The 21,300-nt window shown below is 68.7% G+C and carries 19 protein-coding genes; 10 read left to right on the plus strand and 9 right to left on the minus strand.

Annotated features, from left to right (window positions below; all coding sequences use genetic code 11):
• Positions 1–522 precede the first annotated feature (522 nt).
• Genes AC3FKH_RS23300 through AC3FKH_RS23310 form a run of 3 tightly spaced genes read right to left on the minus strand, consistent with a single transcriptional unit; the run spans position 523 to position 5,252 of the window.
• Entirely contained in the window at positions 523–2,901 is a 2,379-nt protein-coding gene (locus AC3FKH_RS23300) for a CHASE2 domain-containing protein (protein WP_488678150.1), read from the minus strand.
• Positions 2,876–4,549: a FecR domain-containing protein gene (locus AC3FKH_RS23305; protein WP_488678152.1), complete on the minus strand. Its 1,674-nt coding sequence runs from the start codon at positions 4,547–4,549 to the stop codon at positions 2,876–2,878. Before AC3FKH_RS23305 ends, AC3FKH_RS23300 begins: the two co-directional genes overlap by 26 nt.
• Positions 4,542–5,252, minus strand: a complete 711-nt coding sequence (locus tag AC3FKH_RS23310) for a response regulator transcription factor (protein WP_488678154.1) — start codon at positions 5,250–5,252, stop codon at positions 4,542–4,544. The genes AC3FKH_RS23305 and AC3FKH_RS23310 overlap by 8 nt, the downstream gene beginning before the upstream one ends.
• 1,050 nt (positions 5,253–6,302) lie before the next feature.
• On the opposite strand from AC3FKH_RS23310, the gene AC3FKH_RS23315 reads away from it, so the two are divergent.
• The 5 genes from AC3FKH_RS23315 to AC3FKH_RS23335 all read left to right on the plus strand — a co-directional run bounded on the left by AC3FKH_RS23315 (position 6,303) and on the right by AC3FKH_RS23335 (position 10,908).
• Complete coding sequence (locus AC3FKH_RS23315; RefSeq protein ID WP_483713300.1) at positions 6,303–6,506, plus strand: cold-shock protein; 204 nt, start codon at positions 6,303–6,305, stop codon at positions 6,504–6,506.
• A gap of 29 nt (positions 6,507–6,535) precedes the next feature.
• Entirely contained in the window at positions 6,536–7,099 is a 564-nt protein-coding gene (locus AC3FKH_RS23320; protein ID WP_488678156.1) for a BON domain-containing protein, read from the plus strand.
• Between the two features lie 132 nt (positions 7,100–7,231).
• Entirely contained in the window at positions 7,232–8,098 is an 867-nt protein-coding gene (hpnD, locus tag AC3FKH_RS23325) for a presqualene diphosphate synthase HpnD (protein ID WP_488678157.1), read from the plus strand.
• A gap of 99 nt (positions 8,099–8,197) precedes the next feature.
• On the plus strand, positions 8,198–10,201 hold the full coding sequence (shc, locus tag AC3FKH_RS23330; protein WP_488678158.1) for a squalene--hopene cyclase: 2,004 nt from the start codon (positions 8,198–8,200) through the stop codon (positions 10,199–10,201).
• Positions 10,202–10,224: 23 nt separating this feature from the next.
• Positions 10,225–10,908: a phosphorylase gene (locus AC3FKH_RS23335; RefSeq protein ID WP_488678159.1), complete on the plus strand. Its 684-nt coding sequence runs from the start codon at positions 10,225–10,227 to the stop codon at positions 10,906–10,908.
• A gap of 81 nt (positions 10,909–10,989) precedes the next feature.
• Here the strand turns inward: AC3FKH_RS23335 and AC3FKH_RS23340 are convergent, their stop codons facing one another.
• Positions 10,990–12,246, minus strand: coding sequence for an Hsp70 family protein (locus AC3FKH_RS23340; protein WP_488678160.1), 1,257 nt, complete (start codon positions 12,244–12,246; stop codon positions 10,990–10,992).
• Positions 12,247–12,442: 196 nt separating this feature from the next.
• On the opposite strand from AC3FKH_RS23340, the gene AC3FKH_RS23345 reads away from it, so the two are divergent.
• Genes AC3FKH_RS23345 through AC3FKH_RS23355 form a run of 3 tightly spaced genes read left to right on the plus strand, consistent with a single transcriptional unit; the run spans position 12,443 to position 15,524 of the window.
• Positions 12,443–13,438 carry a Bug family tripartite tricarboxylate transporter substrate binding protein gene (locus AC3FKH_RS23345; RefSeq protein WP_488678162.1) on the plus strand — a complete coding sequence of 332 codons (996 nt, stop codon included), beginning with the start codon at positions 12,443–12,445 and terminating at the stop codon, positions 13,436–13,438.
• Between the two features lie 38 nt (positions 13,439–13,476).
• A complete protein-coding gene (locus AC3FKH_RS23350; protein WP_488678164.1) occupies positions 13,477–14,676 on the plus strand; it encodes a CaiB/BaiF CoA transferase family protein in 1,200 nt (399 codons plus the stop codon).
• Positions 14,673–15,524, plus strand: coding sequence for a citryl-CoA lyase (locus tag AC3FKH_RS23355; RefSeq protein WP_488678166.1), 852 nt, complete (start codon positions 14,673–14,675; stop codon positions 15,522–15,524). The genes AC3FKH_RS23350 and AC3FKH_RS23355 overlap by 4 nt, the downstream gene beginning before the upstream one ends.
• A 6-nt stretch (positions 15,525–15,530) precedes the next feature.
• Here AC3FKH_RS23355 and AC3FKH_RS23360 read toward each other — a convergent pair whose 3' ends face one another.
• From AC3FKH_RS23360 to AC3FKH_RS23370, 3 genes are all read right to left on the minus strand, one after another.
• Positions 15,531–16,769, minus strand: coding sequence for a GGDEF domain-containing protein (locus tag AC3FKH_RS23360; RefSeq protein ID WP_488678342.1), 1,239 nt, complete (start codon positions 16,767–16,769; stop codon positions 15,531–15,533).
• 153 nt (positions 16,770–16,922) lie between these two features.
• A complete protein-coding gene (locus tag AC3FKH_RS23365) occupies positions 16,923–17,669 on the minus strand; it encodes an IclR family transcriptional regulator (RefSeq protein WP_488678167.1) in 747 nt (248 codons plus the stop codon).
• Between the two features lie 109 nt (positions 17,670–17,778).
• Complete coding sequence (locus AC3FKH_RS23370) at positions 17,779–18,249, minus strand: hypothetical protein (RefSeq protein WP_488678169.1); 471 nt, start codon at positions 18,247–18,249, stop codon at positions 17,779–17,781.
• Between the two features lie 473 nt (positions 18,250–18,722).
• Here AC3FKH_RS23370 and AC3FKH_RS23375 point away from each other — a divergent pair, with 473 nt between their 5' ends.
• Both AC3FKH_RS23375 and AC3FKH_RS23380 read left to right on the plus strand, forming a co-directional pair.
• On the plus strand, positions 18,723–18,956 hold the full coding sequence (locus AC3FKH_RS23375; RefSeq protein ID WP_488678170.1) for an IclR family transcriptional regulator: 234 nt from the start codon (positions 18,723–18,725) through the stop codon (positions 18,954–18,956).
• A gap of 271 nt (positions 18,957–19,227) precedes the next feature.
• On the plus strand, positions 19,228–19,581 hold the full coding sequence (locus AC3FKH_RS23380; protein WP_488678171.1) for a LysR family transcriptional regulator: 354 nt from the start codon (positions 19,228–19,230) through the stop codon (positions 19,579–19,581).
• A gap of 13 nt (positions 19,582–19,594) precedes the next feature.
• Here the strand turns inward: AC3FKH_RS23380 and AC3FKH_RS23385 are convergent, their stop codons facing one another.
• Positions 19,595–20,362, minus strand: coding sequence for a class I SAM-dependent methyltransferase (locus AC3FKH_RS23385; RefSeq protein ID WP_488678173.1), 768 nt, complete (start codon positions 20,360–20,362; stop codon positions 19,595–19,597).
• An 82-nt stretch (positions 20,363–20,444) separates the two neighbouring features.
• Positions 20,445–21,251 carry an ABC transporter permease gene (locus tag AC3FKH_RS23390; RefSeq protein WP_488678343.1) on the minus strand — a complete coding sequence of 269 codons (807 nt, stop codon included), beginning with the start codon at positions 21,249–21,251 and terminating at the stop codon, positions 20,445–20,447.
• Between the last annotated feature and the right edge of the window lie 49 nt (positions 21,252–21,300).

Genomic DNA, 21,300 nt, shown 5'->3' on the forward strand with positions numbered 1-21,300 from the left:
CTTATGACCGAGACTATGTCTCGGTCAGGCCTGCCTGAGGGCAGGCCGCTTGCAGGGAAGAGTTGCAGGACCGTTCACAGGTTGCGACGGTGAGATGAGCATCATGGCAAGACAGGTCGGACCGCGGGAGTGCAAGCCCAACGACCTACAGGTGCCCCTAAGCACGGCAAGAAGATAGGGACGCTCCCGGCGGATATCCATGAAGGCCCGCAGGTTCGCCTGCAAGCAAGGCCGGATATAAGTCTGCAACCAGTCCTGTTCTAGCCAACAATGATCAGTCTTACCTTGCAAACCGGGGCGCGTTCATATAAGTAGGTCGCCGGCTACGCCGGCGAAACCGCGGCGCTTGCCAAGAACGACACCCCACAACTCACCGGAAGAACCAAAAATAACGCCCGCACCAGGAAACTGCCGGGAGGCCTGGGCGGGCGTTGCAAGCCGTACGATGCGGGGCCGCACGGCTCCGACATCGTAAGCAAATACGACCGGGGCAACTGCCAACAATTGTGTCTGACGTACGCATCAGGCGCGCGGTGCCGGCAAGTGCAGCGTGAACGTGGCGCCGGCCCCGGCATCGCTCACTACGCCAATACTGCCGCCGTGGCGCTCCACGACGGTTTTCGCCAGGACCAGGCCAAGCCCACTGCCTGCCGGCGCCGCCGCGTCATGCTCATGCAGGCGCGCAAACGGCTGGAACAACCTCTGCTGCTGCGCCAACGCAATACCCGGCCCCCGGTCCGTGACCGATACGGCATAGCCACCCGGCTCCGTCCGCAATGCCACCCTGACCTCCGCGCCGCGCGGGCTGAACTTGACGGCGTTGCTGACCAGGTTGCCCACGGCGCGCACCAGCAATGCCGGCTCGGCGCGGATCACGGCAGGCTCATCAGGCAGGTCCACGTTCAGCAGCACGCCGCGCGCGCTGGCCAGCGCCCACAGTTCGTCGGTGGCGTCGAGCACCAGCCCGGCAAGGTCGACATCGCGCAGGGCGAGTGGCTGCGTCTCCGCGCGCGCCACGCGAATGAAATCGTCGGCCAGCGACATGGTGCGCCGGGCATGCGTGTCGATGCGCGAGAGCAGGTCGGCGGCGCGCTCGTCGCCGACCGCGCCGCGATGCAGGTCGATCAGCGCCAGGATGGACGCCTGCGGCGAACGCATGTCATGCGACAGGAAGCGCAGCATCTGCTCGCGCTGCCGCTCGGCCAGGCGAATGGCCGTGATATCGATGAAGCTGACGATCAGCCCGGCCACCGTGCCCTGCTCGCCATGCAGCGGCGCGCCGTGCATCAGGTAACGACGCTCGTCGCGCGCGGCCAGTTCGATGCCGTCATCGGACCCGCCCGCCGACGCGCTGCGCGCATGCAGCGCCTGCCAGTACGCCAGCGCGGCTTCGGGCTCGGCGAAGAGTACGGCCATTACGGCGCGGATATCGGCGCTGGCGTCGTGCGCATGGCCACCGCTGCCGGCGACCGCGCCCAGCACGCCGGGCACCAACGCCACGCAGCAGCGGTTCGCAAGCAGCACCCCGCCTTCAAGATTGCAGATCACCGTCGCCTCGGGCAGGCTTTCCAGCCCGTCGGCCAGGAAGCGGCGCAGGTCGTGCAGGCGGGAACTCATGCGATAGACCGCGCGCATGCGGCTGTCGAGCGTGGCGCCTTGCGCCGCAGGGACGGGAGGCAAGCCGGGCTCGCGCTCGTGGCGGGCCAGTTCGTCCGCCAGGAAGCGCAGCGCCGCCTCCTGGCGGCGCCAGCTCCATAACGGGTAGAACATCAGGCAGCCAAGCAGCGCGGCGGCAGGCGCGAACCACAGCCGCGCGCCAGCGAGCACAAGCGGCGGTCCGGCCAGCAGCGCGGCAACCACCAGCCCGGTCGCCAGCAGCGCCCCGCGCGGCGTCAGCACCAGCGCCGCCAGCGCGGCCGCCAGTACCGCCAGAACGGTGCACGCCCATCCCCAGGCCGGCGGCGCCGCGACGATGGCGTGATCCTCCTGCAGCGCCTGCAGCGTATTGGCCAGGATTTCCACGCCGCTCATGCCACGCCCGTCGCGCGCCACCGGCGTGGGCAATACGTCCCCCATGCCGGTGGCAATGGCGCCGAGCAGCACGGCCTTGCCGCGGAACAGGGCGGGATCGGCGCGCCCCGCCAGCACATCGCGTGCCGAGACCCGCGCAAACGTGCCGGGTGGCCCCGCAAAGGGAATCCGCAGCCGGTATCGGCGCTCCCAGCCGAAGGCATCGACCACGCTGGCCGCCTCATGCCGATACGCGGCGACCGGCCGCCGTGCCGCGGGCCATGACGCCATCACCGCCGCCACGTGGGGCAGCCCGGCCTGCAGCGCGGGTTGCGGCCCTTCCAGCAGGTACACCTGACGCGCCACGCCGTCCGTGTCCACGGACAGGTTGATGTGCCCCACCCCGGCGCCGAGCCCCGCAAGCGGATAGCGCACCATCATGCCGCCCGCCGAGGGCTCGGCCAGCGCGGGCAATACCACGTTGCCCGCGGCGGCCAGGCTGCGCGCGAGCACGGCATCGTCCTGCGGATAACGCGTGTCGCGCTCGGTCAGGATCACGTCCACGCCAATCACGCGCGGCTGTCCGCCGGCAATGCGGTCCACCAGTTGCGCCAGCACGGTGCGGCGCCAGGGCCAGCGGCCGATCGTCACGAGGCTGGCGTCGTCGATGGCCACGATGACGATGTCGTCGCGCGCGGCATGGTGCTGCGCGCCGATGGCAAGATCATAGAGCGCCAGATCGGCGCGCTCGGCCCAGCCGTAGCGCGCGACCACCGCCACCAGCGCCAGCACGGCGGCCAGCAGCAAGGCCCACTCGGCCAGCGTACGCCGCCCGAAGGCGGACCCGCGCAGGCGTCGCCAGGGCTTATCGGAGGCGGACGCCGTCGCCATGGACACCGTCTTCGCGGACGCCGTTGCCGATGCGGATCGCGCCGCCCAGTCCATCGCGCAGATAGCCCGCTATGTCCAGGCGCTGCGGCGCGGAGAATGCGGCTGCGGGCTCGCGGCCGTCCGCCGCCGCGCGCGCCACGCGCACGTAATAGGTGCCCACCGGCGGCCGTGGCAGCGCCATTTCGTTGTCGGCGCTGCGCTGGTCCGCCACGATGCGCGTGAAGGCGGCGTCCTCGGCCATCTGCACGCGATAGCCGGCCGTGGCCCGGGCGTCGGCCGGCCAGCCGATGCGCAGGCGGTTGCCGTCATCGTTCAGCGTCGGCACGGGCGGCGCCGGTTCGAGCGTGAATGGCACCGCCGCCGACCACGGCCCGGGACGCCCGGCCGCATCCAGCGAGCGCACGCGCCATAGCCAGGCCCCTGGCGCCAGCTTCTGCGTGGCCTGCTCGGATTTGCCCTGCAGCGTGGCCGCCGTGACGGCAAACCCCGCATCCGCCGACACCGCGACTTCATACGAAGCCGCGGCGCCCACGGCCGCCCACTCGAACGCGGCCGACTCGCCATAACGCACCGTCCCGGCGGCCGGTTGCAGCGTGAACGGCGCCGGCGGATTGAGGCGCACGGCAAACGGTGCCGAGGCCGGCCGGCCGGCCAGCCGCTGCGCGTCCACGGCGCTCACCACCAGGTGGAGCGGGCCTTCGGGCAGGCCATCCAGGCCGATTTGCGTGTCCGCCGTGTCGCCGGTCCAGACCAGCTCGGTCAGCGCAGCATCGCGCGCCACCGCGACATGGTAGGCCGCGGCGCCCGGCACGGCCTGCCAGTTCGCCTCCGTGGCGGGGCCCACGACCGTGTCCGGCGGCGGCTGCAAGGCTGGCGCCGGCAGCAGTGCAACCGGCCGTGACAGGCGTTGGCCCGCCGCCACGCCGATCCCGTAGTCGGCCGTCACCGCCGTGGCGGATGCCGCGCCGGCCCGGGCCACGCTCACGCCGACGCGTCCTTCCAGGACCTCGCTGCGGCTGCCGGCAGCGTCGGCGGCGACGCGGTAGCGCGTGCCCCGCACACCGGTCACCATCATCGGCGTATGCAGTTCGAAGCGGCCCACGCCGCCGCCTTCGGGCGCCACGCGCGTTTCGGCCTGGCCGCCTTCGACACGGATCACGGTATCGGTCAGGCCGGTCTTGCGGAACGTGCGCAGCCGCTGCACCGCCACGGTGGTGCCCGGCGGCAGCGTGACGCGCGTGCGGTCAGGCAGCTCCAGCGTGACGGTGCTGCCGGCGGCCGTGACAATGCGCGCGCGCTCGCGCAGCGCCTGGCCGGCGCGCAGCGGCTCGCCATCCGCCTGGGCCGAACCGCTGACGAACACGACGCGCGCCGCGCCGGGCTGCTCGGGAATCTGGCCAAGCGGGATGCGCAAGCGCGTGCCCGGCGCCAGCCGGTACGGATTCGCCACGCCGTTATGCGCCTGGAGCAGGCGCCAGCCGTCGGCGCTGGCCATGTAGCGCTCGGCCAGCGTGAACAGGTTGTCGCCGGGCTCGACCACGTAGAGGAAGTCGGCGCCTTCGGCGCCGGCCGGTCCCGCCTGCGCTGGCCCCACGGACCCCAGCCACATGGCCAGCGCCATGCCGGTCACCGCTGCGGCCCTACGCATGGGGCGGGTCCTCGGCGCTGGTCTCTTCGAAGCGGTAGCCGTGCGAATAGACGGAGGTCAGCCGCACGCCGTTCTCGGGGCGCAGCGCCAGCTTGATGCGCAGGCGCGACATGTGCGTATCGACCGTGCGCGACCCCGCGCCGATGGCGCGGCCCCACACGGCCTGCTCCACCACGTCGCGCGACAGCAGGCGGCCCATGTTGCGGAACAGGAACAGCGCAAGCTCGTACTCGCGCGGCGATACCGTGACGGGCTCGCCGCCGAGCGTGATGGTGCGCGCGCGCGGATCCACGCAATAGTTGCCGCGGCGGATGACTTCGGTATCCTGCGTGGCTTCGGGGTAGGCGCGCCGCAGCAGCGAACGCGCGCGTGCCAGCAGTTCGCCGGCACGGATCGGCTTGAGCATGTAGTCGTCGGCCCCGACGCTCAGGCCGGCAACGATGTCCTCCTCGGCGGTGCGGCTGGTCAGGAACAGGATCGGCGGCATGGCGCCGGAGGTCTGGCGCACCCAGCTCACCAGTTCAAAGCCGCTGGTATCGGGCAACTGCCAGTCCACCACCAGCAAGTCGAACGATTGCTCGCGCAGCGCGCGCAGCAAGGCCGCACCCGTTGCATAGGTTTCGCATTCGAATCCCGACTCTTCCAGTATTTTCCGGATCAGTTCGGCCTGGTCCGGATCGTCTTCCACCGAGGCAATCCTCATCCTCACATCCTTCTGCCTGCTGCGACTGCAAATTGCTTCCATGGCCGGGCGCGGCCATTCACGATCTTTGCGCAGCGAGCCAGCCAACGCCCGCTCTGCCCGCTTCACGACTCATCCAACGCGTCGTCCCATGCGACTATTTGTATAGCATACGCCACACCATGGATGTGACACGGCCTCTGCTATGTCGGGACGACATTACGGTTCGGAAAAATCCCATTCACCGGACGAAGGCGAGATGCTAGGTCAGCAAAGACGAACGTATTGTCAACAATTGTGCCGAGAACGAACGCAGGCGGCGGCGGGCCGCACGGCGACTCGCCGTGGCAAAAAAGACAATGCGGAATTTGCTGTGGCGGAGCACAGGACATGCGAGGTCCTGGCCGTTCAAGGGCAACGTCCGTGTTTTGGCGCGCGGACGCCTATTGCGCATGCATCATGTGTTTCCCCGTTCTGCGAATGACATCTGCCTGCCCGTGGCGACAGTGTTTTCATCGTGGCCGCCGTCTGGCCTCTCCACGCGATTTTGTTTTTTGTGAGCCTGCGTTTTAACCGCGATCAATTAGTGCCGCATCCCCCGAATGTGGTACGCGCAAGAAGTAAGCAGATGTAAAAGCGATGGCAACTCAATGACTTATAAGTCAGACATTATGCCCGACGACTTGGCGCGGTGAAACGTGTGCAAAATCCGAAGTTCAGTCAATACCCTTGCGACGCACCGTTGCAGTGCCAAGGGGGCGTATCTCAGGGAATTCACTGAATCGACGGTGATGTAGAAACCGTTAATATCTCGTGTCGGAACGTCTCATCATGATTTGGCGCTTTGCCTGATTGACACGCCGGGAAAATTCGTCAGAATGCTTCCCACATGTGCAACGCCTTCTCGATGTGTCGATCCGCGGTGTTTTTCGTTTGTCATACCAGCGACATAGGGAAGGCATAAACAATGCGCAAAGGAATCGGGCATTCACCAACCCTTGCGCGATTCCTGCATTGAGCACGATGTACAGCGGGCAATTAAGCTCATTTGAAATTCAAGGTTGAAAAGATATGGATACCGGTACCGTTAAGTGGTTCAACGACGCCAAGGGCTTCGGCTTCATCACGCCGGACGCAGGCGGCAACGATCTGTTCGCGCACTTCTCGGCGATTGAAGGCAACGGCTTCAAGTCGCTGAAGGAAGGCCAGAAGGTCCGCTACGTCAAGGCGATGGGCCAGAAGGGCGAACAAGCCACTAAGATCCAGGCGGTCTGATCCGGTTTGGACACCGCAGGCGCGCGCCCATGCACGTGCCTGCCACCAGAGAGCCCCGCGAGCGCGGGGCTCTTTGTTTTTGGCGGCGACGCTGCGGCGTCCAGGCACTTGCCATCGCTCTCGCCCTGCCGCTGCAACCGGCCTGCGCCGAAACCGTTGCCAACTATGGCCACGATCCCTTTGTGCAGGTGTCGTCCCGCCTTGCCGATTGCCCCGAGCCGGCCGGCCCGCGCGTCAGCGAGGCCGAATGGCGCCGCGAGGCGCACCATCGCATCGAGCAAGGCAACCACTGCTGGACCGAGGGCCGCTGCCGCCTGGCCAATGCATTCCAGTACGACCAGGACATCGCCGAAAGCCTGCAACGCCGACTGCAGACGCTGGCCGTCACCATGCCCGCCTGGCAGGACAGCACGCTCTGGATCACGGTACGCGGACGCTGGCTGACCGTGCAGGGATGCGTCCGCCCGGGCTTTGCCGTGGCACCCTTCCTTGCCGCGCTGCGCGAGGTGGCCGATGTCGAGAAGGTTGTCGACCAGACCACCTCGACCCCCAGTCGTGGCGTGCCCTATGTGCGCTTTTCCCCCGGCCGATAAGGCACTCCGGCCCGGCCGGCCTGTTACGAGGTTGTTGCTATAATCGGCCGACCCCTAACCACCGTGAGCGTGGCTCGGCGCCGTGGTCCGCCGATGCCGCACGACGGAAAAAAAAGCGCGTCGAGGAGTTACGTGGCCGGTACTCAAATCGCAACGCCAGATGCCCCAATCGCCGGCGCAGCCACGCCGGCCGCATCTTCGGGCAGTTCCTTCCACGCGGCCATGCGCATCCTGCCGGCAGCCCAGCGGCAGGCCATGTTCGAGATCTACGCCTTCTGCCGTGCCGTCGACGATATCGCCGACTGCGACGCGCCGCATGCCGAACGCCTTGCCGGCCTGGATGCCTGGCGCCGCGACATCGGCCTGTGCTATGCGGGCATGGCGCCGGCCGCGCTGCGGTCACTGGCCCGGCAGATTGACGCCTTCCACCTGCGCCAGCAGGACTTCCTGGACGTGATCGACGGCATGACCATGGATGTGGTCGCCGATATCCGCGCGCCCGACGCCGCCACGCTGGACCTCTACTGCGACCGCGTCGCGAGCGCGGTGGGCCGGCTGGCCGTGCGCGTGTTCGGCGTGGACGAGGCCCCCGGCCTGGCCCTGGCCCATCATCTCGGGCGGGCGCTGCAGCTCACCAATATCCTGCGCGATATCGACGAAGACGCCGCCATTGGCCGTCTCTACCTGCCCGCGCCCGCACTGGCCGCCGCGGGCGTGCAGGGACTGGAACACGCCACGCCGCTGGAAGTCGTGGCCCATGCCGGTATCGACGCCGCCTGCGCGGCCGTCGCGCGCGAGGCGCAGGCCCACTACGAACAGGCCGACGCCGTCATGGCGCGCTGCCCGTCACGCGCGGTGCGATCGCCGCGGATCATGTCCCAGGTCTATCACTGCGTGCTCGTGCGCCTGCGCGCGCGGGGCTGGCGCGCACCGCGCGCACGCGTGCGCGTGCCGCGCGCGCAGATGCTGTGGATCGTTCTGCGCCACACCATGGTCTGAAGATGCTGCGAGGGGATGCGCTGCTGGCGTACCACGTCCGGCCGCATCCCGGACACCATCTTCCAGGCACGCATGCGTCGTGCCGAACAAGGAGTTTGCATGTCGATGAACGAGGCCGTCCTTGCCGCACCGCGCGCCGCCATGGCGGCCGCCGCGCCGGCCGCCCCGGACGCCCTGGAGGCCGGTATCGGCCATGCGCTCGATGCCCTGTTGGCCCAGCAGAAGTCCGACGGGCATTGGGTCTACGAGCTGGAAGCCGACGCCACCATTCCCGCCGAATACCTGCTCATGGTGCACTACCTGGGCGAGACCCCGGACCTGGCGCTGGAGGCACGCATCGCGCGCTACCTGCGGCGCATCCAGAATGCCGAGGGCGGCTGGCCGCTGTTCCATGAAGGCCGCTCCGACGTCAGCGCCAGCGTGAAGGCCTATTTCGCGCTGAAGATGGCCGGCGACGATCCGCAGGCCCCGCACATGGCGCGCGCGCGTGCGGCCATCGCGGCCATGGGCGGCGCGGAAGCCAGCAACGTCTTCACGCGCACGCTGCTGGCGCTGTTCGGCGTGATGCCCTGGCAGGCGGTGCCGATGATGCCGGTGGAAATCATGCTGTTGCCGCAGTGGTTCCCGTTCCACCTGTCCAAGGTCTCGTACTGGGCCCGCACGGTGATCGTGCCGCTGCTGGTGCTGAACAGCCTGCGGCCGCAGGCGCGCAACCCGCGCAAGATCGGCATCGACGAGCTGTTCACCGCCCCGCGTGACGCCGTGCGGCTGCCATCGAAGGCGCCCCACCAGCATGCCGGCTGGTATTCGCTGTTCCGCGGTGCCGATGCGCTGCTGCGCGCCGCCGAGCCGGTCATGCCAGGCGCGCTGCGCCGTCGCGCCATCGACGCGGCGAAAGCGTTCGTGCGCGAGCGGCTCAACGGCGAAGACGGGCTGGGCGCGATCTTCCCGGCCATGGCGAACTCGGTGATGATGTTCGACGTGCTCGGCATTCCGCCCGACGATCCTGACCGTGCCGTGGCGCGGCGCTCGATCGATAAGCTGCTGGTCATCCACGGCGACGAAGCCTACTGCCAGCCATGCCTGTCGCCGGTCTGGGATACCGCGCTGGCCACGCATGCGCTGCTGGAAGCCGGCGGGCCGCGCGCCACGGCCGCGGTCGGCCGCGCGCTGGACTGGCTGCGCCCGCTGCAGGTACTCGACGTGCGCGGCGACTGGACCGTGCGCCGCGCGCAGGTGCGCCCGGGTGGCTGGGCGTTCCAGTACGCGAACCCGCACTACCCCGACGTGGACGACACCGCGGTCGTCGCCGCGGCGATGCACCGTGCCGCCCAGGCAGTGCCGAGCCAACGCCCGGACCCGAACGCCGAAGCCGTCACGCGCGCGATCGAATGGATCGTCGGCATGCAAAGCGGCAATGGTGGTTGGGGCGCCTTCGAGCCCGAGAACACCCATCTCTACCTGAACAACATCCCGTTCGCGGACCACGGCGCGCTGCTGGACCCGCCCACTGCCGACGTCTCGGCGCGCTGCCTGTCGATGCTGTGCCAGACCGGTGACACGCCGCAGAAGAGCGAACCCGCCGCGCGCGCGCTGCGCTACCTGCTGGCCGAGCAGATGCCTGACGGCAGCTGGTTCGGGCGCTGGGGCACCAACTACATCTACGGCACCTGGAGCGCCCTGTGCGCGCTCAATGCCGCGGGCATGGACCGGGATGCGCCGCCGGTGCGGCGCGCCGCCGACTGGCTGGCCGGCATCCAGAACGCGGATGGCGGCTGGGGCGAGGACGGCGACAGCTATAAGCTCGAATACCGTGGCTACGAACGCGCGCCCAGCGTGGCATCGCAAACGGCCTGGGCGTTGCTGGGCCTGATGGCAGCCGGCGATGCCGCGCACCCGGCCGTGGCACGCGGCATCGAATACCTGCTGCGCACGCAGCAACCGGACGGCCTGTGGCGCGAGCCGCGCTTCACCGCCGTGGGTTTCCCGCGCGTGTTCTACCTGCGCTATCACGGCTATGCCCGCTACTTTCCGCTGTGGGCGCTGGCGCGCTACCGCAACCTGCAGCGCGGCGGCAAGCGGCAGGTGGCGTGGGGACTGTGAACCGCACCCCGCAAGCGCCTGTTATGAGCAAGCCGCGCGTGCTGGTGGTCTGCGGCATGGATTTCGAAGCGAACATCGCCGCGGGCCCGGACAGTGAGATCGTGTACGGCCAGCGCGGCGCGGCGTTGGGCGCCGCCATCGAGCGCCGGGCCGCTGCGTGCGCCGGCATCCTGAGCTTCGGCGTGGCCGGCGGTCTGGATCCTGCGCTGGCGCCGGGGGCTGTCATCGTAGCAACGAGCGTGCGCGACGAATCGAACGAAATGTCCACGCGGGCTGACCCCGACTGGGTGCGCGCGCTGATGCAGTCGCTGCCGCAGGCGGTATCCGGCATCGTCGCCGGGTCGGACACCGCCGTGGCAACGCTCGCCGACAAGGCGGCCCTGTACGCCGCCAGCGGTGCGCTGGCCGTCGATATGGAGTCTCACATCGCCGCCCGCATCGCACACAGCCATGGCCTGCCATTCGCCGCGTGCCGCGTGGTGATCGATCCGGCCACGCGCGCCGTCCCGCCACTGGCGCTGGCCGGGATGGGGAGCGACGGGCGTACCGATGTCGGCGCGGTCATGGCGGGTCTGCTGAAGGCGCCCTGGCAACTGCCGGCGCTGATGCGACTTGGGCGCGATGCCAGTGCCGCGCGTGCGACGTTGGCGGTGGTACGGCGGGCTGTGGGTCAGGGCTTTGCGCTCGGCAAATGCGCTACGTGGTAAGGGATAAGAAGGACTAAACAGCGTTTGCCGACGCTGAATCCGACAAGGTTTCCTGCCTCATCGCCTCATCGCCTCATCGCCTCATCCAAACTTCCGCGCCGCATCCAGCGCCAGTCCCGACCCGATCCCGCCGAACAGATCCCCTTCCACCCGCCGCGCCTTCGGCAGCAATTCGCCGAGCCGCTGTCGCAACAACGGCACGCTGCTGGAGCCCCCCGTGAACAGGATGGTGTCGACCGCATCCGCCGTCACGCCGGCCGTCACCAGCATGTCCTGCACGGTCTTCTCGGTCTTCGCCACGAGCTTGCCGATCGACTCATCGAACTCCTGGCGCGTGATGGCCAGCCTCAGCTCGGGCTCGATGCGATGCAGGTCGACGTCGGTGCGGTCCGTGCCCGAGAGCGCGATCTTGGCCGCTTCCATCTGGATGGCGAGCCAGTGGCCCGCGCGCTCGCGGATCAGGCGGATCATCCGGTCGAGCATCGCGGTGTCGGCCGCGTCGCGATAGTTGTCCATCACGATCGCCCACGCCTTGCGCGTGTAGACCAGGTTGATGGTATGCCAGCTCGCCAGGTCGAAGTACTGGCCCGACGGCATCTCCTTGCCGTTGCGCAGCTTGCTGCCCAGGCCCAGCAACGGCATGGCGCGCGCCAGGCTCAGCGCGCGGTCGAAGTCGGTCCCGCCGATATGCACGCCGCCATTGGCCAGGATGTCGTCGCGGCGGTCCGTGCGGCTGGCGCGTTCCGGCGACAGCCGCACCAGCGAGAAGTCCGACGTGCCGCCACCGATGTCGGCGACCAGCACCAGCTCTTCCTGCGCGATCCTGGCTTCATAGTCGAATGCGGCCGCGATCGGCTCGTACTGGAATTCGATGTCGCGAAAGCCCGCATCGCGGGCGATCTCCGCCAGCGTCTGCTCGGCAAGCTGGTCCGCCTTCGGGTCCTCGTCGATGAAGAACACCGGGCGGCCCAGCACCGCACGCGAGAACGTGGTGCCCGCCGCGCGCTCGGCGCGGCCCTTCAGCTCGCCGATGAAGTGCGCCAGCAGCTTGCGGAAGGGCATGGCCTGCCCCATTACCTCGGTGCTGTCCTCCATCATCGAGGTGCCGAGCAGGCTTTTGAGCGAGCGCATCAGCCGGCCTTCATAGCCCGCGAGGTAGTCGTCCAGCGCCGCGCGGCCATAGCTGACCAGCGGGTCTTCGGCGTGGAAAAAGATCACCGAGGGAAGCGTTTGCTTGCCGTCTTCCAGCGGCAGGAGCGCGGCCGGATGGCCGGGGCGGGTCCAGCCCACCGTGGAGTTGGACGTGCCGAAGTCCAGGCCGCATGCGTTTGACATCATCGATTCCGTTCTCTGTACCACCACTGCAAGTTCCCCGCGCCAGCGAATGGCCGGCGCGGGCCGGGCGCCATTGTAGTGGCAGATGCCGGCCGCCACCGGCCCTTGACACGTTTAGTCCCGCCTCCTATGCTGGCTACGTTCTTTCTATAAGACCTTCGTTCTATCTTATAGAATTACACGGATATCAGGAGACAACATGACTTTCCCGCACCGCCGCAAGCTTCACTCGTGGGCCCGCACCCTGCTGTGCCTCGCCATCCCCGGATTCATGGCCGCCACAGTGCCGGTCCGCGCCGACACTTACCCGAGCCAGCCGGTGCGCCTGGTGGTGCCGTTCCCGCCGGCGGGCGGCACGGACGTGCTGTCGCGACTGGTATTCAACAAGGTCGGATTGGCCACGCACTGGAACGTGGTGGTGGAAAACCGCGCCGGCGCGGGGGGCAATATCGGCCTCGATGCCGTCGCCAAGGCCAAGCCGGACGGCTACACGCTCGGCATGGGGCAGACCGCCAACCTGGCGATCAACCCTGCCCTGTACCCGAAGATGCCCTACGACGCGGTGAAGGACTTCGCGCCCGTGGTGCTGGTCTCGGCCCAGCCAGTGGTGCTGATCGTGCGCGCCGACGCCCCGTACAGGACGGTGGCCGATCTCGTGACCGCGGCCAAGGCCAAATCGTTGTCGATGGCTTCCGCCGGCACCGGCACCGTGGGCCACCTGACCGGCGAGATGTTCGCGCGCCGCGCCGGCATCAAGACGCTGCACGTGCCGTACAAGGGTGCATCGCCGGCGCTGACCGACCTGCTCGGCGGCCAGACCGACTTCTACTTCGCCACGCCGCCCATCGCGATGCCGATGATCAAGGCTGGCAAGATCCGCGCGCTGGCGGTCACGTCGGCCAGGCGCCTGCCGCTGCTGCCGGCGGTGCCGACCGTGGCCGAATCGGGCTATGCCGGCTTCCAGGCGGAAGACTGGAAGGCACTGGTGGCACCGGCCGGCACCTCGCCTGAAGTGGTCAAGCGGCTCAATGCCGAGGTCAACAAGGCGCTCGCCCAGCCCGATACCATCAGCAAGATGCGCGAGGAAGGCAGCGACCCGCGCGGCGGCAGCGCCCAGGACCTGGCCGCCTTCATCAAGGCCGAGAACGCCCGCTGGGGCACGATCGTGAAGGCATCGGGCGCGCGCGTGGAGTAGTCCGCGCCGGCCATCCCAGCATTCCGCAGGAAACCATCATGCAAAAACCGTTGCGCCATGTGCGCGTACTCGACCTGACCAATGTGCTGGCCGGCCCGTTCTGCTGCCACCAGCTGGCGCACATGGGCGCCGAGGTCATCAAGGTGGAAACGCCGGGCACCGGCGACCTGGCGCGCCAGCTCGGCGCCGACGCCGAACTGAACCAGCGCCTGATGGGCGTGTCGTTCCTGGCGCAGAACCCGGGCAAGCAGTCGATCACCCTCAACCTGAAGCATGCGCGCGGCAAGGAAGTCTTCCGCAAACTGGTGCAAAGCGCCGACGTCGTGGTCGAGAACTTCCGCCCCGGCGTGATGACGCGCCTGGGCCTTGGCTTCGAGACGCTGCGGCAGGACAATCCGCGCCTGATCTACTGCGCCATCTCCGGCTTCGGCCAGGACGGGCCGCTGTCGGACCTGCCGGCCTACGACCAGATCATCCAGGGCATGTCGGGCGTGATGAGCATCACCGGCGACGCGCAGACCGCGCCGTACCGGGTCGGCTACCCGGTGTCGGACACCATCGGCGGCATCACGGCGGCGTTCGCCATCGCCGCATCGCTGGCGGACCACCAGCGCACCGAAGGCTATTTCATCGACGTGTCGATGCTGGAAGCCACGCTCGCCACCATGGGCTGGGTGGTGTCGAACCACCTGATCGCCGGCAAAACCCCGGCCCCGATGGGCAACGAGAATTTCACCGCCAGTCCGTCGGGCACCTTCCGCACCGGCGATGGCCTGCTGAACATCGCCGCCAACAAGCAGGAGCAGTTCGAGGCCGTGTGCCGCGTGGTCGGCCGCCCGGACCTGATTGCCGACGAACGCTTCGCGGCGCGCCAGGCCCGCCTGGCAAACCGCGCCGCGCTGACGCAGGCACTGGAAGCCGAGCTGGCAAGGAAACCCGCCGACGCATGGTGGGCGCTGCTCAACGAGGCCGGCGTGCCGGCCGGCCCGGTGCTGGGCGTGCATCAGACCCTGGAACAGCCGCAGGTGCGCGACCGCGGCATGATCGGCACCTTCGCCGACGTGCCTGGCGTGGGCCGCGATATCCGCGTGGTGCGCACCGGTTTCAAGCTGAACCGCGAAGCGCCGTCGGTGGACACGCCGCCGCCGCAACTGGGCGAGCACACGCGGCAGATCCTTGCCGGCCTTGGGTACAGCGAGACCGACATCGACACCCTCACACAGGAGCGCGCCGTATGAGCGAGACCCGACCGACCATGGATCCCGGCCAGCAGATGTCGCAGGACTGGTGGCGCACGGAAATCATCGACATGCGCCCTGGCGAAATCCGCTATCGCGGCTACCCGATCGAGCAGCTGATCGGCCAGGTTTCGTTCGCGCAGATGATCTGGCTGATGCTGCGTGGCGATTTGCCCGGCCCGGGACAGGGCGAACTGCTCGATGCGGCGCTGATGGCGGCCGTCGATCACGGGCCGCAGGCGCCCAGCATCGCGATTGCCCGCATGGCCGCCACGTGCGGCGTCGGGCTGAACAATGCGATGGCTTCGGCGGTCAACGTGCTCGGCGACGTGCATGGCGGCGCGGGCGAGCAGGCGGTGGAGCTGTACCAGGACATCGCGCAGCGCATCGACGCCGGCGATGCGCTGGACCAGGCCGTCAGCGCGGGCCTGCAGCACTATCGCGACCTGCATGGCAAGTTCGTGTCGGGCTTTGGCCATCGCTTCCATCCGCTGGACCCGCGCGCGCCACGCCTGCTGGCGCTGGTGGACCAGGCTGCGGAGAAAGGTGTGGTGAATGGCCGCTACGCCGCGATTGCGCGCGCCGTGGAACGCGCGCTCGGTGAAGGCCGCAGCAAGCCCGTGCCGATGAATATCGACGGCGCCACGGCGGTGATCTACGCAGAGCTGGGCTTCCCGGCGCCGCTGGCGCGCGGGCTGTTCTGCCTGTCGCGCTCGGTGGGCATCCTGGCGCATGCGTGGGAGCAGACGCAGCAGGGCGGCCGCAACAAGGGACCGATCCCGCGCCAGTTCCTGTGGACGTACGACGGCGTGCCGCAGCGCGATGTGCCGGACGGCACCGGGGCCTGACGCCGCTCAGCCCGCCGGCATGGGCCGGGTGGTCACGCGCACGAGCGACGGCGCCGGCGCCTCGACCTGCATCGCGGACCCCACCACGTAGCGATCGCGGCCGTGCGTCTTGGCCAGGTAGAGCGCACGGTCGGCGTCCGCGAACAGCGTGCGCCACAGCAGTTCCTTGCTGCCCGTCTCGCCGCGCAACTGCGCCACGCCGATGCTGACCGATGCAAAGCATCCCTGCCCGGGCAGCGCGATCGCACGGACCTTGCGCAGGATACGGTTGGCCAGCGCGGTGGCTTGTTGTTCGTCGGTGTGCGGACAGAGAATGCAGAACTCCTCGCCACCATAGCGCGCGGCCACGTCGGAGGCGCGGCGCGAGTTGTCGAGCGCCTGGGCGACTTCACGCAGCACCGCGTCGCCGGCGTGGTGGCCGAAGGTGTCGTTGACCTGCTTGAAGTGGTCGATATCGATCACCAGGCACGACAGCGGCTGGCCGCTGCGCTGCCAGCGCGCCACCAGGCCTAGCGCCGACAGGTCCAGCGCGCCGCGGTTGAGCAGGCCGGTCAGCGCATCCACGCGCGCGCCGCTTTCGTTGTTGGCGATGATCTGCTCCATCGCCATCACGGTGAATCCGAACAGCCCGAGCAGCCCCGCGATGAGCGGCGCCAGCGCCCAGGCCGAGCCCGCCGGGCCGGCGAAGAGCAGCGTAAGGTCATGCCGGTCGACGCCGGCCTGCGTGATCGTATGGCTGGCGCAGAAAAGCTGGGTCGACAGCTGCACCAGGCTGGACACCAGCACCAGCGGCGCGCCGATGCTGCGCCGCCCGCGCCCGGTACGCACCAGCGTCACGATCGTCGCCAGCGAAATCGCGGCAAGGATGCCGTAGGCCACGGCCAGCAACACCCGGGGCCCGTCCGGCAGCCCTGAGGACGTCGCCATCAGGCCGAGCACGACCAGTCCGGCCGCCGCCAGCGGGCCGGCATGCACGCTCAGGCCGTAGTAGACGCGCACGCCGCGGTAGATCAGCAGCCAGCCCACCACGAACGCGCCGGCGCCCGCCAGGCCCAGGTTCGGCGCGCCGCCGGCCGCGCTCACGGCCAGCGCCAGTCCGGCGCCGGACACGATCACATGGCCGAACGCCCACAGCCGCCCCGCCTCGATCGCGCGCAGCGCCAAGACCAGCCCGGCCGCAATGACCAGCGTGCTGGAAAAGAACACGATCATCACGACCGCAATGGTCTGCTGGTCCAGGTGCACGAACATCCCTTGACAAAGCCATGAGGCGCGCCGTCGATCGATACGAGGGCACGGGTGAAGGGGGCGACCGCGAATGATATCCCGCCGCGGCTGCCGACGGGCACCCCCGACAAGCCGGGTCACCTCGCCACCACACCGCCCGGGCAAGCGGGATCAGGCAGCCGCCGGCAGCTCCGGGAAATCGGGGAAGTTGCCGCCCAGTCCCTGGGTCAGCGCGCGCGCCGCGCCCAGGACATCGTCACGGAAATCTTCCCGGAAGCGGCTGGCCGGGCAGGTCAGCGTCAGCGCACCGGCCAGGGCGCCGTCCGGACCGAACACCGGCGCCGAAACGCCCGCGATCTCGGGGCTGCGGTCGCCGACCAGCGCAATCACCCCCTGGCGGCGGATGCGGTCGTAGAGTTCGCCGGCCTCGCCGGCAAACGCGCGCAGCACGCGGCCGCCGGCGCCGCGATCGCGCGGCAGTAGCTCGCCCGCGCGGATGTGGTCGCGCACGGGCTGCGGCGAATCGACCCGGTACAGGCACAGCCGGTGTTCGCCCTGCTCGACATGGAACGCGGCGCTTTCGCGCGTGGCCTGTACCAGCGCGCGCAGGACCGGCATGACCACGGCCTCGAGCGAAAACGATGCGGCATAGACCGCATTGAGCCGCGCCACCTCGGGCCCCAGGCTGTAGCGTCCGTCGGGCAGCCGTTGCACCAGCGCGGCATGCTCGAGCGACGCCAGCAACCGCAATAGCGTGCTTTTATAGAGGCCGGAGCGCTGTGCCAGTTCGGCCAGCCCGAGCGAGGTATCGCCAAGCCGGAACGCCGACAGCACGAACAGCGCTCGGTCCACGGCAACGGCACCGCCTTCGGCGGCGTGCTTGTCGGCTTCGGAGACCTGGGCGGCTTTGCGTGGCATAGGCTGGCGCGGAAAGGAAAACCGGCGTGCATGGCACGCCGGCATGACGGAACGAGCAGCCACCGTATAGAACAGGCCTGTCCTTGTCAATGGATGCCCGGTCAGGCCATCAGCGGTGCCCGCCGCCGCGGCCGCCACCCATGGCGCCGCCCATTCCGCGGGCCGCTCCGCCGCCCGTGCCACCGCGCGGCATGGCACGGAAGCCGCGCGCGCCCCAGCCCGCGCCGCCCATGCGGCGGAAGTACACGTGTTGCATCGGATGCACGTGGTGATGGCGATCCACAAAGACGAATGCGCCATAGCCCACCGCTACGGGCGCCCAATATCCGGGATAGCTGTCGTCGTAGTAATAGGGCGTCTGGTAATAATCGCCGCCGCCATCCACCAGTTGCCAGCTGCCGTCAGCTTGCAGGCAGGCCAGTCCGCCCACCTGCTGCCACTGGCCATTGACCACCGCCTGGCCCACGACTGGCTGGCAGGGCGGTCCCGTGCTCCATTCCTCGTCGGCCAGCGCGGGGGTCCCGGCGCAAAGACCGATAACGAACACCCCTGCCGCCGTCCATCTCGCTGCACCGTTCATGGCTCACCTCCTGTGCAGTCACCGGGGCCGTTGCGAGCAGCCCCCATTTCGACCTCGCCTGATAGCTGTTGTATAGACGTATACGCGCGTGGCCGCTGAAATATTCCGGCCAGAACAGACGGCGCAATCCTGGCGGGGAACGAGTGCCTCGTGCAGCGCACCCGTTCAGCATTCACTCCATGGAAAGCCGCGGCGCGTTGGCGCGCGGGTTGTCGTTGAAGCGCTCCTCGATCACGCGCACAGCGCGACCGATGGCGTTTTTCCGCAACAACATTTTCCGTCTTCGCGTTCGCATGGCAACTGCAAAGGCGGCTTAAGCCACATGGCGTGGCATGGCGCGCCACGTATGCGGCGCCTGTGCGTTCCCTGCCCGAATTAGAAGGGTTATTGCCTGCTTTTGGTGAAGCCGTTAGTGCACGGCATGGATAGAATCATGCGTTACCTCCCGCCGCAGCTTTACTTTTCGCATTGGTATGACCCCACCCAACATTTCGCTTTGCGACATCCTGGATGACTTGCGCAGCGCACCGCGACCGCTGACGCCGTCCGAGCACACTTATCTGGCCTACCTCAGGCAGCGGATCGTCACCGGCGATGCCGACCTCTGGACCACGCTGGAAACCGCGGGCGTGCAGTGCAGCGAGCGTCGCCTGTCACCCGAAGTCGTGCAGGCGCTGACCGCCCTGGGCCAGTTGCCCATGCACTGAAACCGCGCGGGGCGCTGCCGCCCCGCCGCGATTGGTCCCGCTTCTCCTCTCCCCCTTCCCCGTCCCCGTCCCCGTCCCCGTCCCCGTCCCCGTCCCGCCAGGGAAACTGCCCAAGCAGATCCGCCAAAGCTTCCGACGAATCGCAATAACGTTGCGGAAGTTTCTGACTCAAGGTCGCCACCCCGGTGGCTACGATCAGCGCTTTACCTCCACCACGCCGCGCGAACGCCAGCCTGCGGCAGGCTGGCCTTCGCGCGGCGTGGTTCCCTGCATGGCACACCTCCTGAAGAACCGGCGCGTCAACCTGCTGTCATTGCGCGCGTTCGTCGCGCTCATGCGTCACCAGGACCTCGGCCGTGCGGCCGCCGAGCTGGGCATCCAGCCGCAACGGCTGCACTATCAGCTGCGCAGCCTGGAGTCCGCGCTCGATACGGCGCTGTTCCGCGTGGGCAGTCCGCATTGGCTGCCCACGCCGGCCGGCATCCGCGCGCTGCCCCGGGCGCAACGTGTATTGGCGATGTGGCGCGATATTCTCGATAGCGTCGCACGCGAGCCCGGGACAACGGATGCCGCAATGCCACCCGATGGCCCCGTGGCTTTCTGGGTGCGGCAAGCCACCATGTAGGCCGCTGAAACGGCTACAGGCGCATGCAGCTGTAAGCCTCGGTCCGGTACGGAAACGCCACCTGCGGGTGGCCGGCCAGCGCCGGCTCCTGGTCAATCACGGCCTGCAACTGCGCACGCACGGTGGCCTGCTGCCCGGGCGGCAGCGACGCAATGAAGCTGACCGACATCACGCGATCGACAACGACCTGCTGCGGCGGGCCTTCATGCACGTAGGGCAGGCTTTCCAGCACCAGCGGGCCGAAACCCCGGGCGGGGAATACCCGCTTCCAATCGCCCTTGTAGAAGCGCGGCGCATCGCCCTCCAGCGGCATCATGATCGCGGTAAGCCGGGCGACCCACGGCACGCTCTCGTCGCGCACGTTCCACACCAGGCCGAGCTTGCCGCCCGGGCGCAGCACGCGGTGGATCTCGGCCATGGCGCGGTCGTTGGCGAACCAGTGGAAGGCCTGCGCGCAGACGATGGCATCGACGCTCGCGTCGGGCAGCGGAATCGCCTCGGCCGTGCCCGCCACGGCCTGCACCGCGGGCAACGCCGCGGACAACTGCGCGCGCATCTCGTCGACCGGCTCGACCGCGATGACGGCCGCGCCCGTCGCAGCCAGCCGTCGCGTGAACTTGCCCGTGCCGGCGCCAAGGTCGATGACCGCATTTCCCGGGCCGAGACCGAGCGTCCCGCGCAGCCAGTCGTCAATGCCTTCCGGATAATCGGGGCGGCCGCGCGCGTAGGTGGCGGCCTGGGCGGCAAATCCTTCGGCGGCGGCGTGGTGAATCTCTGTCATTGGCGGGCTCCGGTCTCGCTGTGGCGCGTTGGATATAACTAGAGCCGTACACTACTACCGCCGGAGGTGACGGGCAAGCGACTCAGTGCTGCATGCCCCAGCGCCGCACCGTCAGCCGTTCGAGCGTGGTGAACACCAGCCCTTCCACCATCAGCCCAATCAGGATCACCGTGGCCAGGCCGGCAAAAACGCGATCGGTGTACAGCTCGTTGCGGTTCTGGAAGATGAACCAGCCGAGCCCGCCCTGCCCCGACGATGCGCCGAACACCAGTTCGGCCGCGATCAGCGTGCGCCAGGCGAAGGCCCAGCCGATCTTCAGGCCCGAGAGGATCGCGGGCAGCGCCGCCGGCACCAGGATCAGCACCACATAGCGCACGCCACGCAGCCCGTAGTTGCGCCCCGCCATGCGCAGCGTCTCGGGCACGCCGCGAAAGCCCGCATAGGTGTTCAATGCCAGCGGCCACAGCACCGAGTGGACCAGCACGAAAATCAGGCTCTTGGTCCCCAGGCCGAACCACAGCAGCGCCAGCGGCAGCAGCGCAATCGCCGGCAGCGGGTTGAACATCGCGGTCAGCGTATCGAGCAGGTCGCGGCCGATGCGGCTCGACACCGCCGCCGTCGTCAGCACGAACGCCAGCGCCACGCCGCACGCATAGCCGCGCAGCAGCACCGACAGCGATGCGACCGCCTTGCCGGGCAATTCGCCATTGGCCATGTCGGTGGCAAAGGCGCGTGCCGTCGCCAGGAACGATGGCAGCAGCAGGTCGTTGTCCTGCACGCGTGCCGCCAGCTCCCACAGGATCGCCAGCACCAGCAGGATCGCCGCCTTGCGCAGCCAGCCGTGCTGCCACAGGCGCTGCGGCCACGGCAGTGCGCGGGCAAGCGGCATGGCGACAAAGGGCTCGGGCTCGCGGAGGATTTCGGGGCGCACCTCGGGC

This window comes from Cupriavidus sp. 21MJTG02-4 (assembly GCF_057798975.1).

What these genes read in the sequence shown, in the direction of transcription:
- AC3FKH_RS23375 (WP_488678170.1), top strand. Translation starts at nt 18,723, where the DNA reads ATGACCCCACCCAACATTTCGCTTTGCGACATCCTGGATGACTTGCGC.
- AC3FKH_RS23315 (WP_483713300.1), top strand. Translation starts at nt 6,303, where the DNA reads ATGGATACCGGTACCGTTAAGTGGTTCAACGACGCCAAGGGCTTCGGC.
- AC3FKH_RS23310 (WP_488678154.1), bottom strand. Translation starts at nt 5,252, where the DNA reads ATGAGGATTGCCTCGGTGGAAGACGATCCGGACCAGGCCGAACTGATC.
- AC3FKH_RS23350 (WP_488678164.1), top strand. Translation starts at nt 13,477, where the DNA reads ATGCAAAAACCGTTGCGCCATGTGCGCGTACTCGACCTGACCAATGTG.
- AC3FKH_RS23355 (WP_488678166.1), top strand. Translation starts at nt 14,673, where the DNA reads ATGAGCGAGACCCGACCGACCATGGATCCCGGCCAGCAGATGTCGCAG.
- AC3FKH_RS23345 (WP_488678162.1), top strand. Translation starts at nt 12,443, where the DNA reads ATGACTTTCCCGCACCGCCGCAAGCTTCACTCGTGGGCCCGCACCCTG.
- AC3FKH_RS23320 (WP_488678156.1), top strand. Translation starts at nt 6,536, where the DNA reads ATGCACGTGCCTGCCACCAGAGAGCCCCGCGAGCGCGGGGCTCTTTGT.
- AC3FKH_RS23335 (WP_488678159.1), top strand. Translation starts at nt 10,225, where the DNA reads ATGAGCAAGCCGCGCGTGCTGGTGGTCTGCGGCATGGATTTCGAAGCG.
- AC3FKH_RS23340 (WP_488678160.1), bottom strand. Translation starts at nt 12,246, where the DNA reads ATGATGTCAAACGCATGCGGCCTGGACTTCGGCACGTCCAACTCCACG.
- AC3FKH_RS23305 (WP_488678152.1), bottom strand. Translation starts at nt 4,549, where the DNA reads ATGCGTAGGGCCGCAGCGGTGACCGGCATGGCGCTGGCCATGTGGCTG.
- shc (WP_488678158.1), top strand. Translation starts at nt 8,198, where the DNA reads ATGTCGATGAACGAGGCCGTCCTTGCCGCACCGCGCGCCGCCATGGCG.
- AC3FKH_RS23380 (WP_488678171.1), top strand. Translation starts at nt 19,228, where the DNA reads ATGGCACACCTCCTGAAGAACCGGCGCGTCAACCTGCTGTCATTGCGC.
- AC3FKH_RS23385 (WP_488678173.1), bottom strand. Translation starts at nt 20,362, where the DNA reads ATGACAGAGATTCACCACGCCGCCGCCGAAGGATTTGCCGCCCAGGCC.
- AC3FKH_RS23300 (WP_488678150.1), bottom strand. Translation starts at nt 2,901, where the DNA reads ATGGCGACGGCGTCCGCCTCCGATAAGCCCTGGCGACGCCTGCGCGGG.
- AC3FKH_RS23390 (WP_488678343.1), bottom strand. Translation starts at nt 21,251, where the DNA reads ATGCCGCTTGCCCGCGCACTGCCGTGGCCGCAGCGCCTGTGGCAGCAC.
- AC3FKH_RS23365 (WP_488678167.1), bottom strand. Translation starts at nt 17,669, where the DNA reads ATGCCACGCAAAGCCGCCCAGGTCTCCGAAGCCGACAAGCACGCCGCC.
- AC3FKH_RS23370 (WP_488678169.1), bottom strand. Translation starts at nt 18,249, where the DNA reads ATGAACGGTGCAGCGAGATGGACGGCGGCAGGGGTGTTCGTTATCGGT.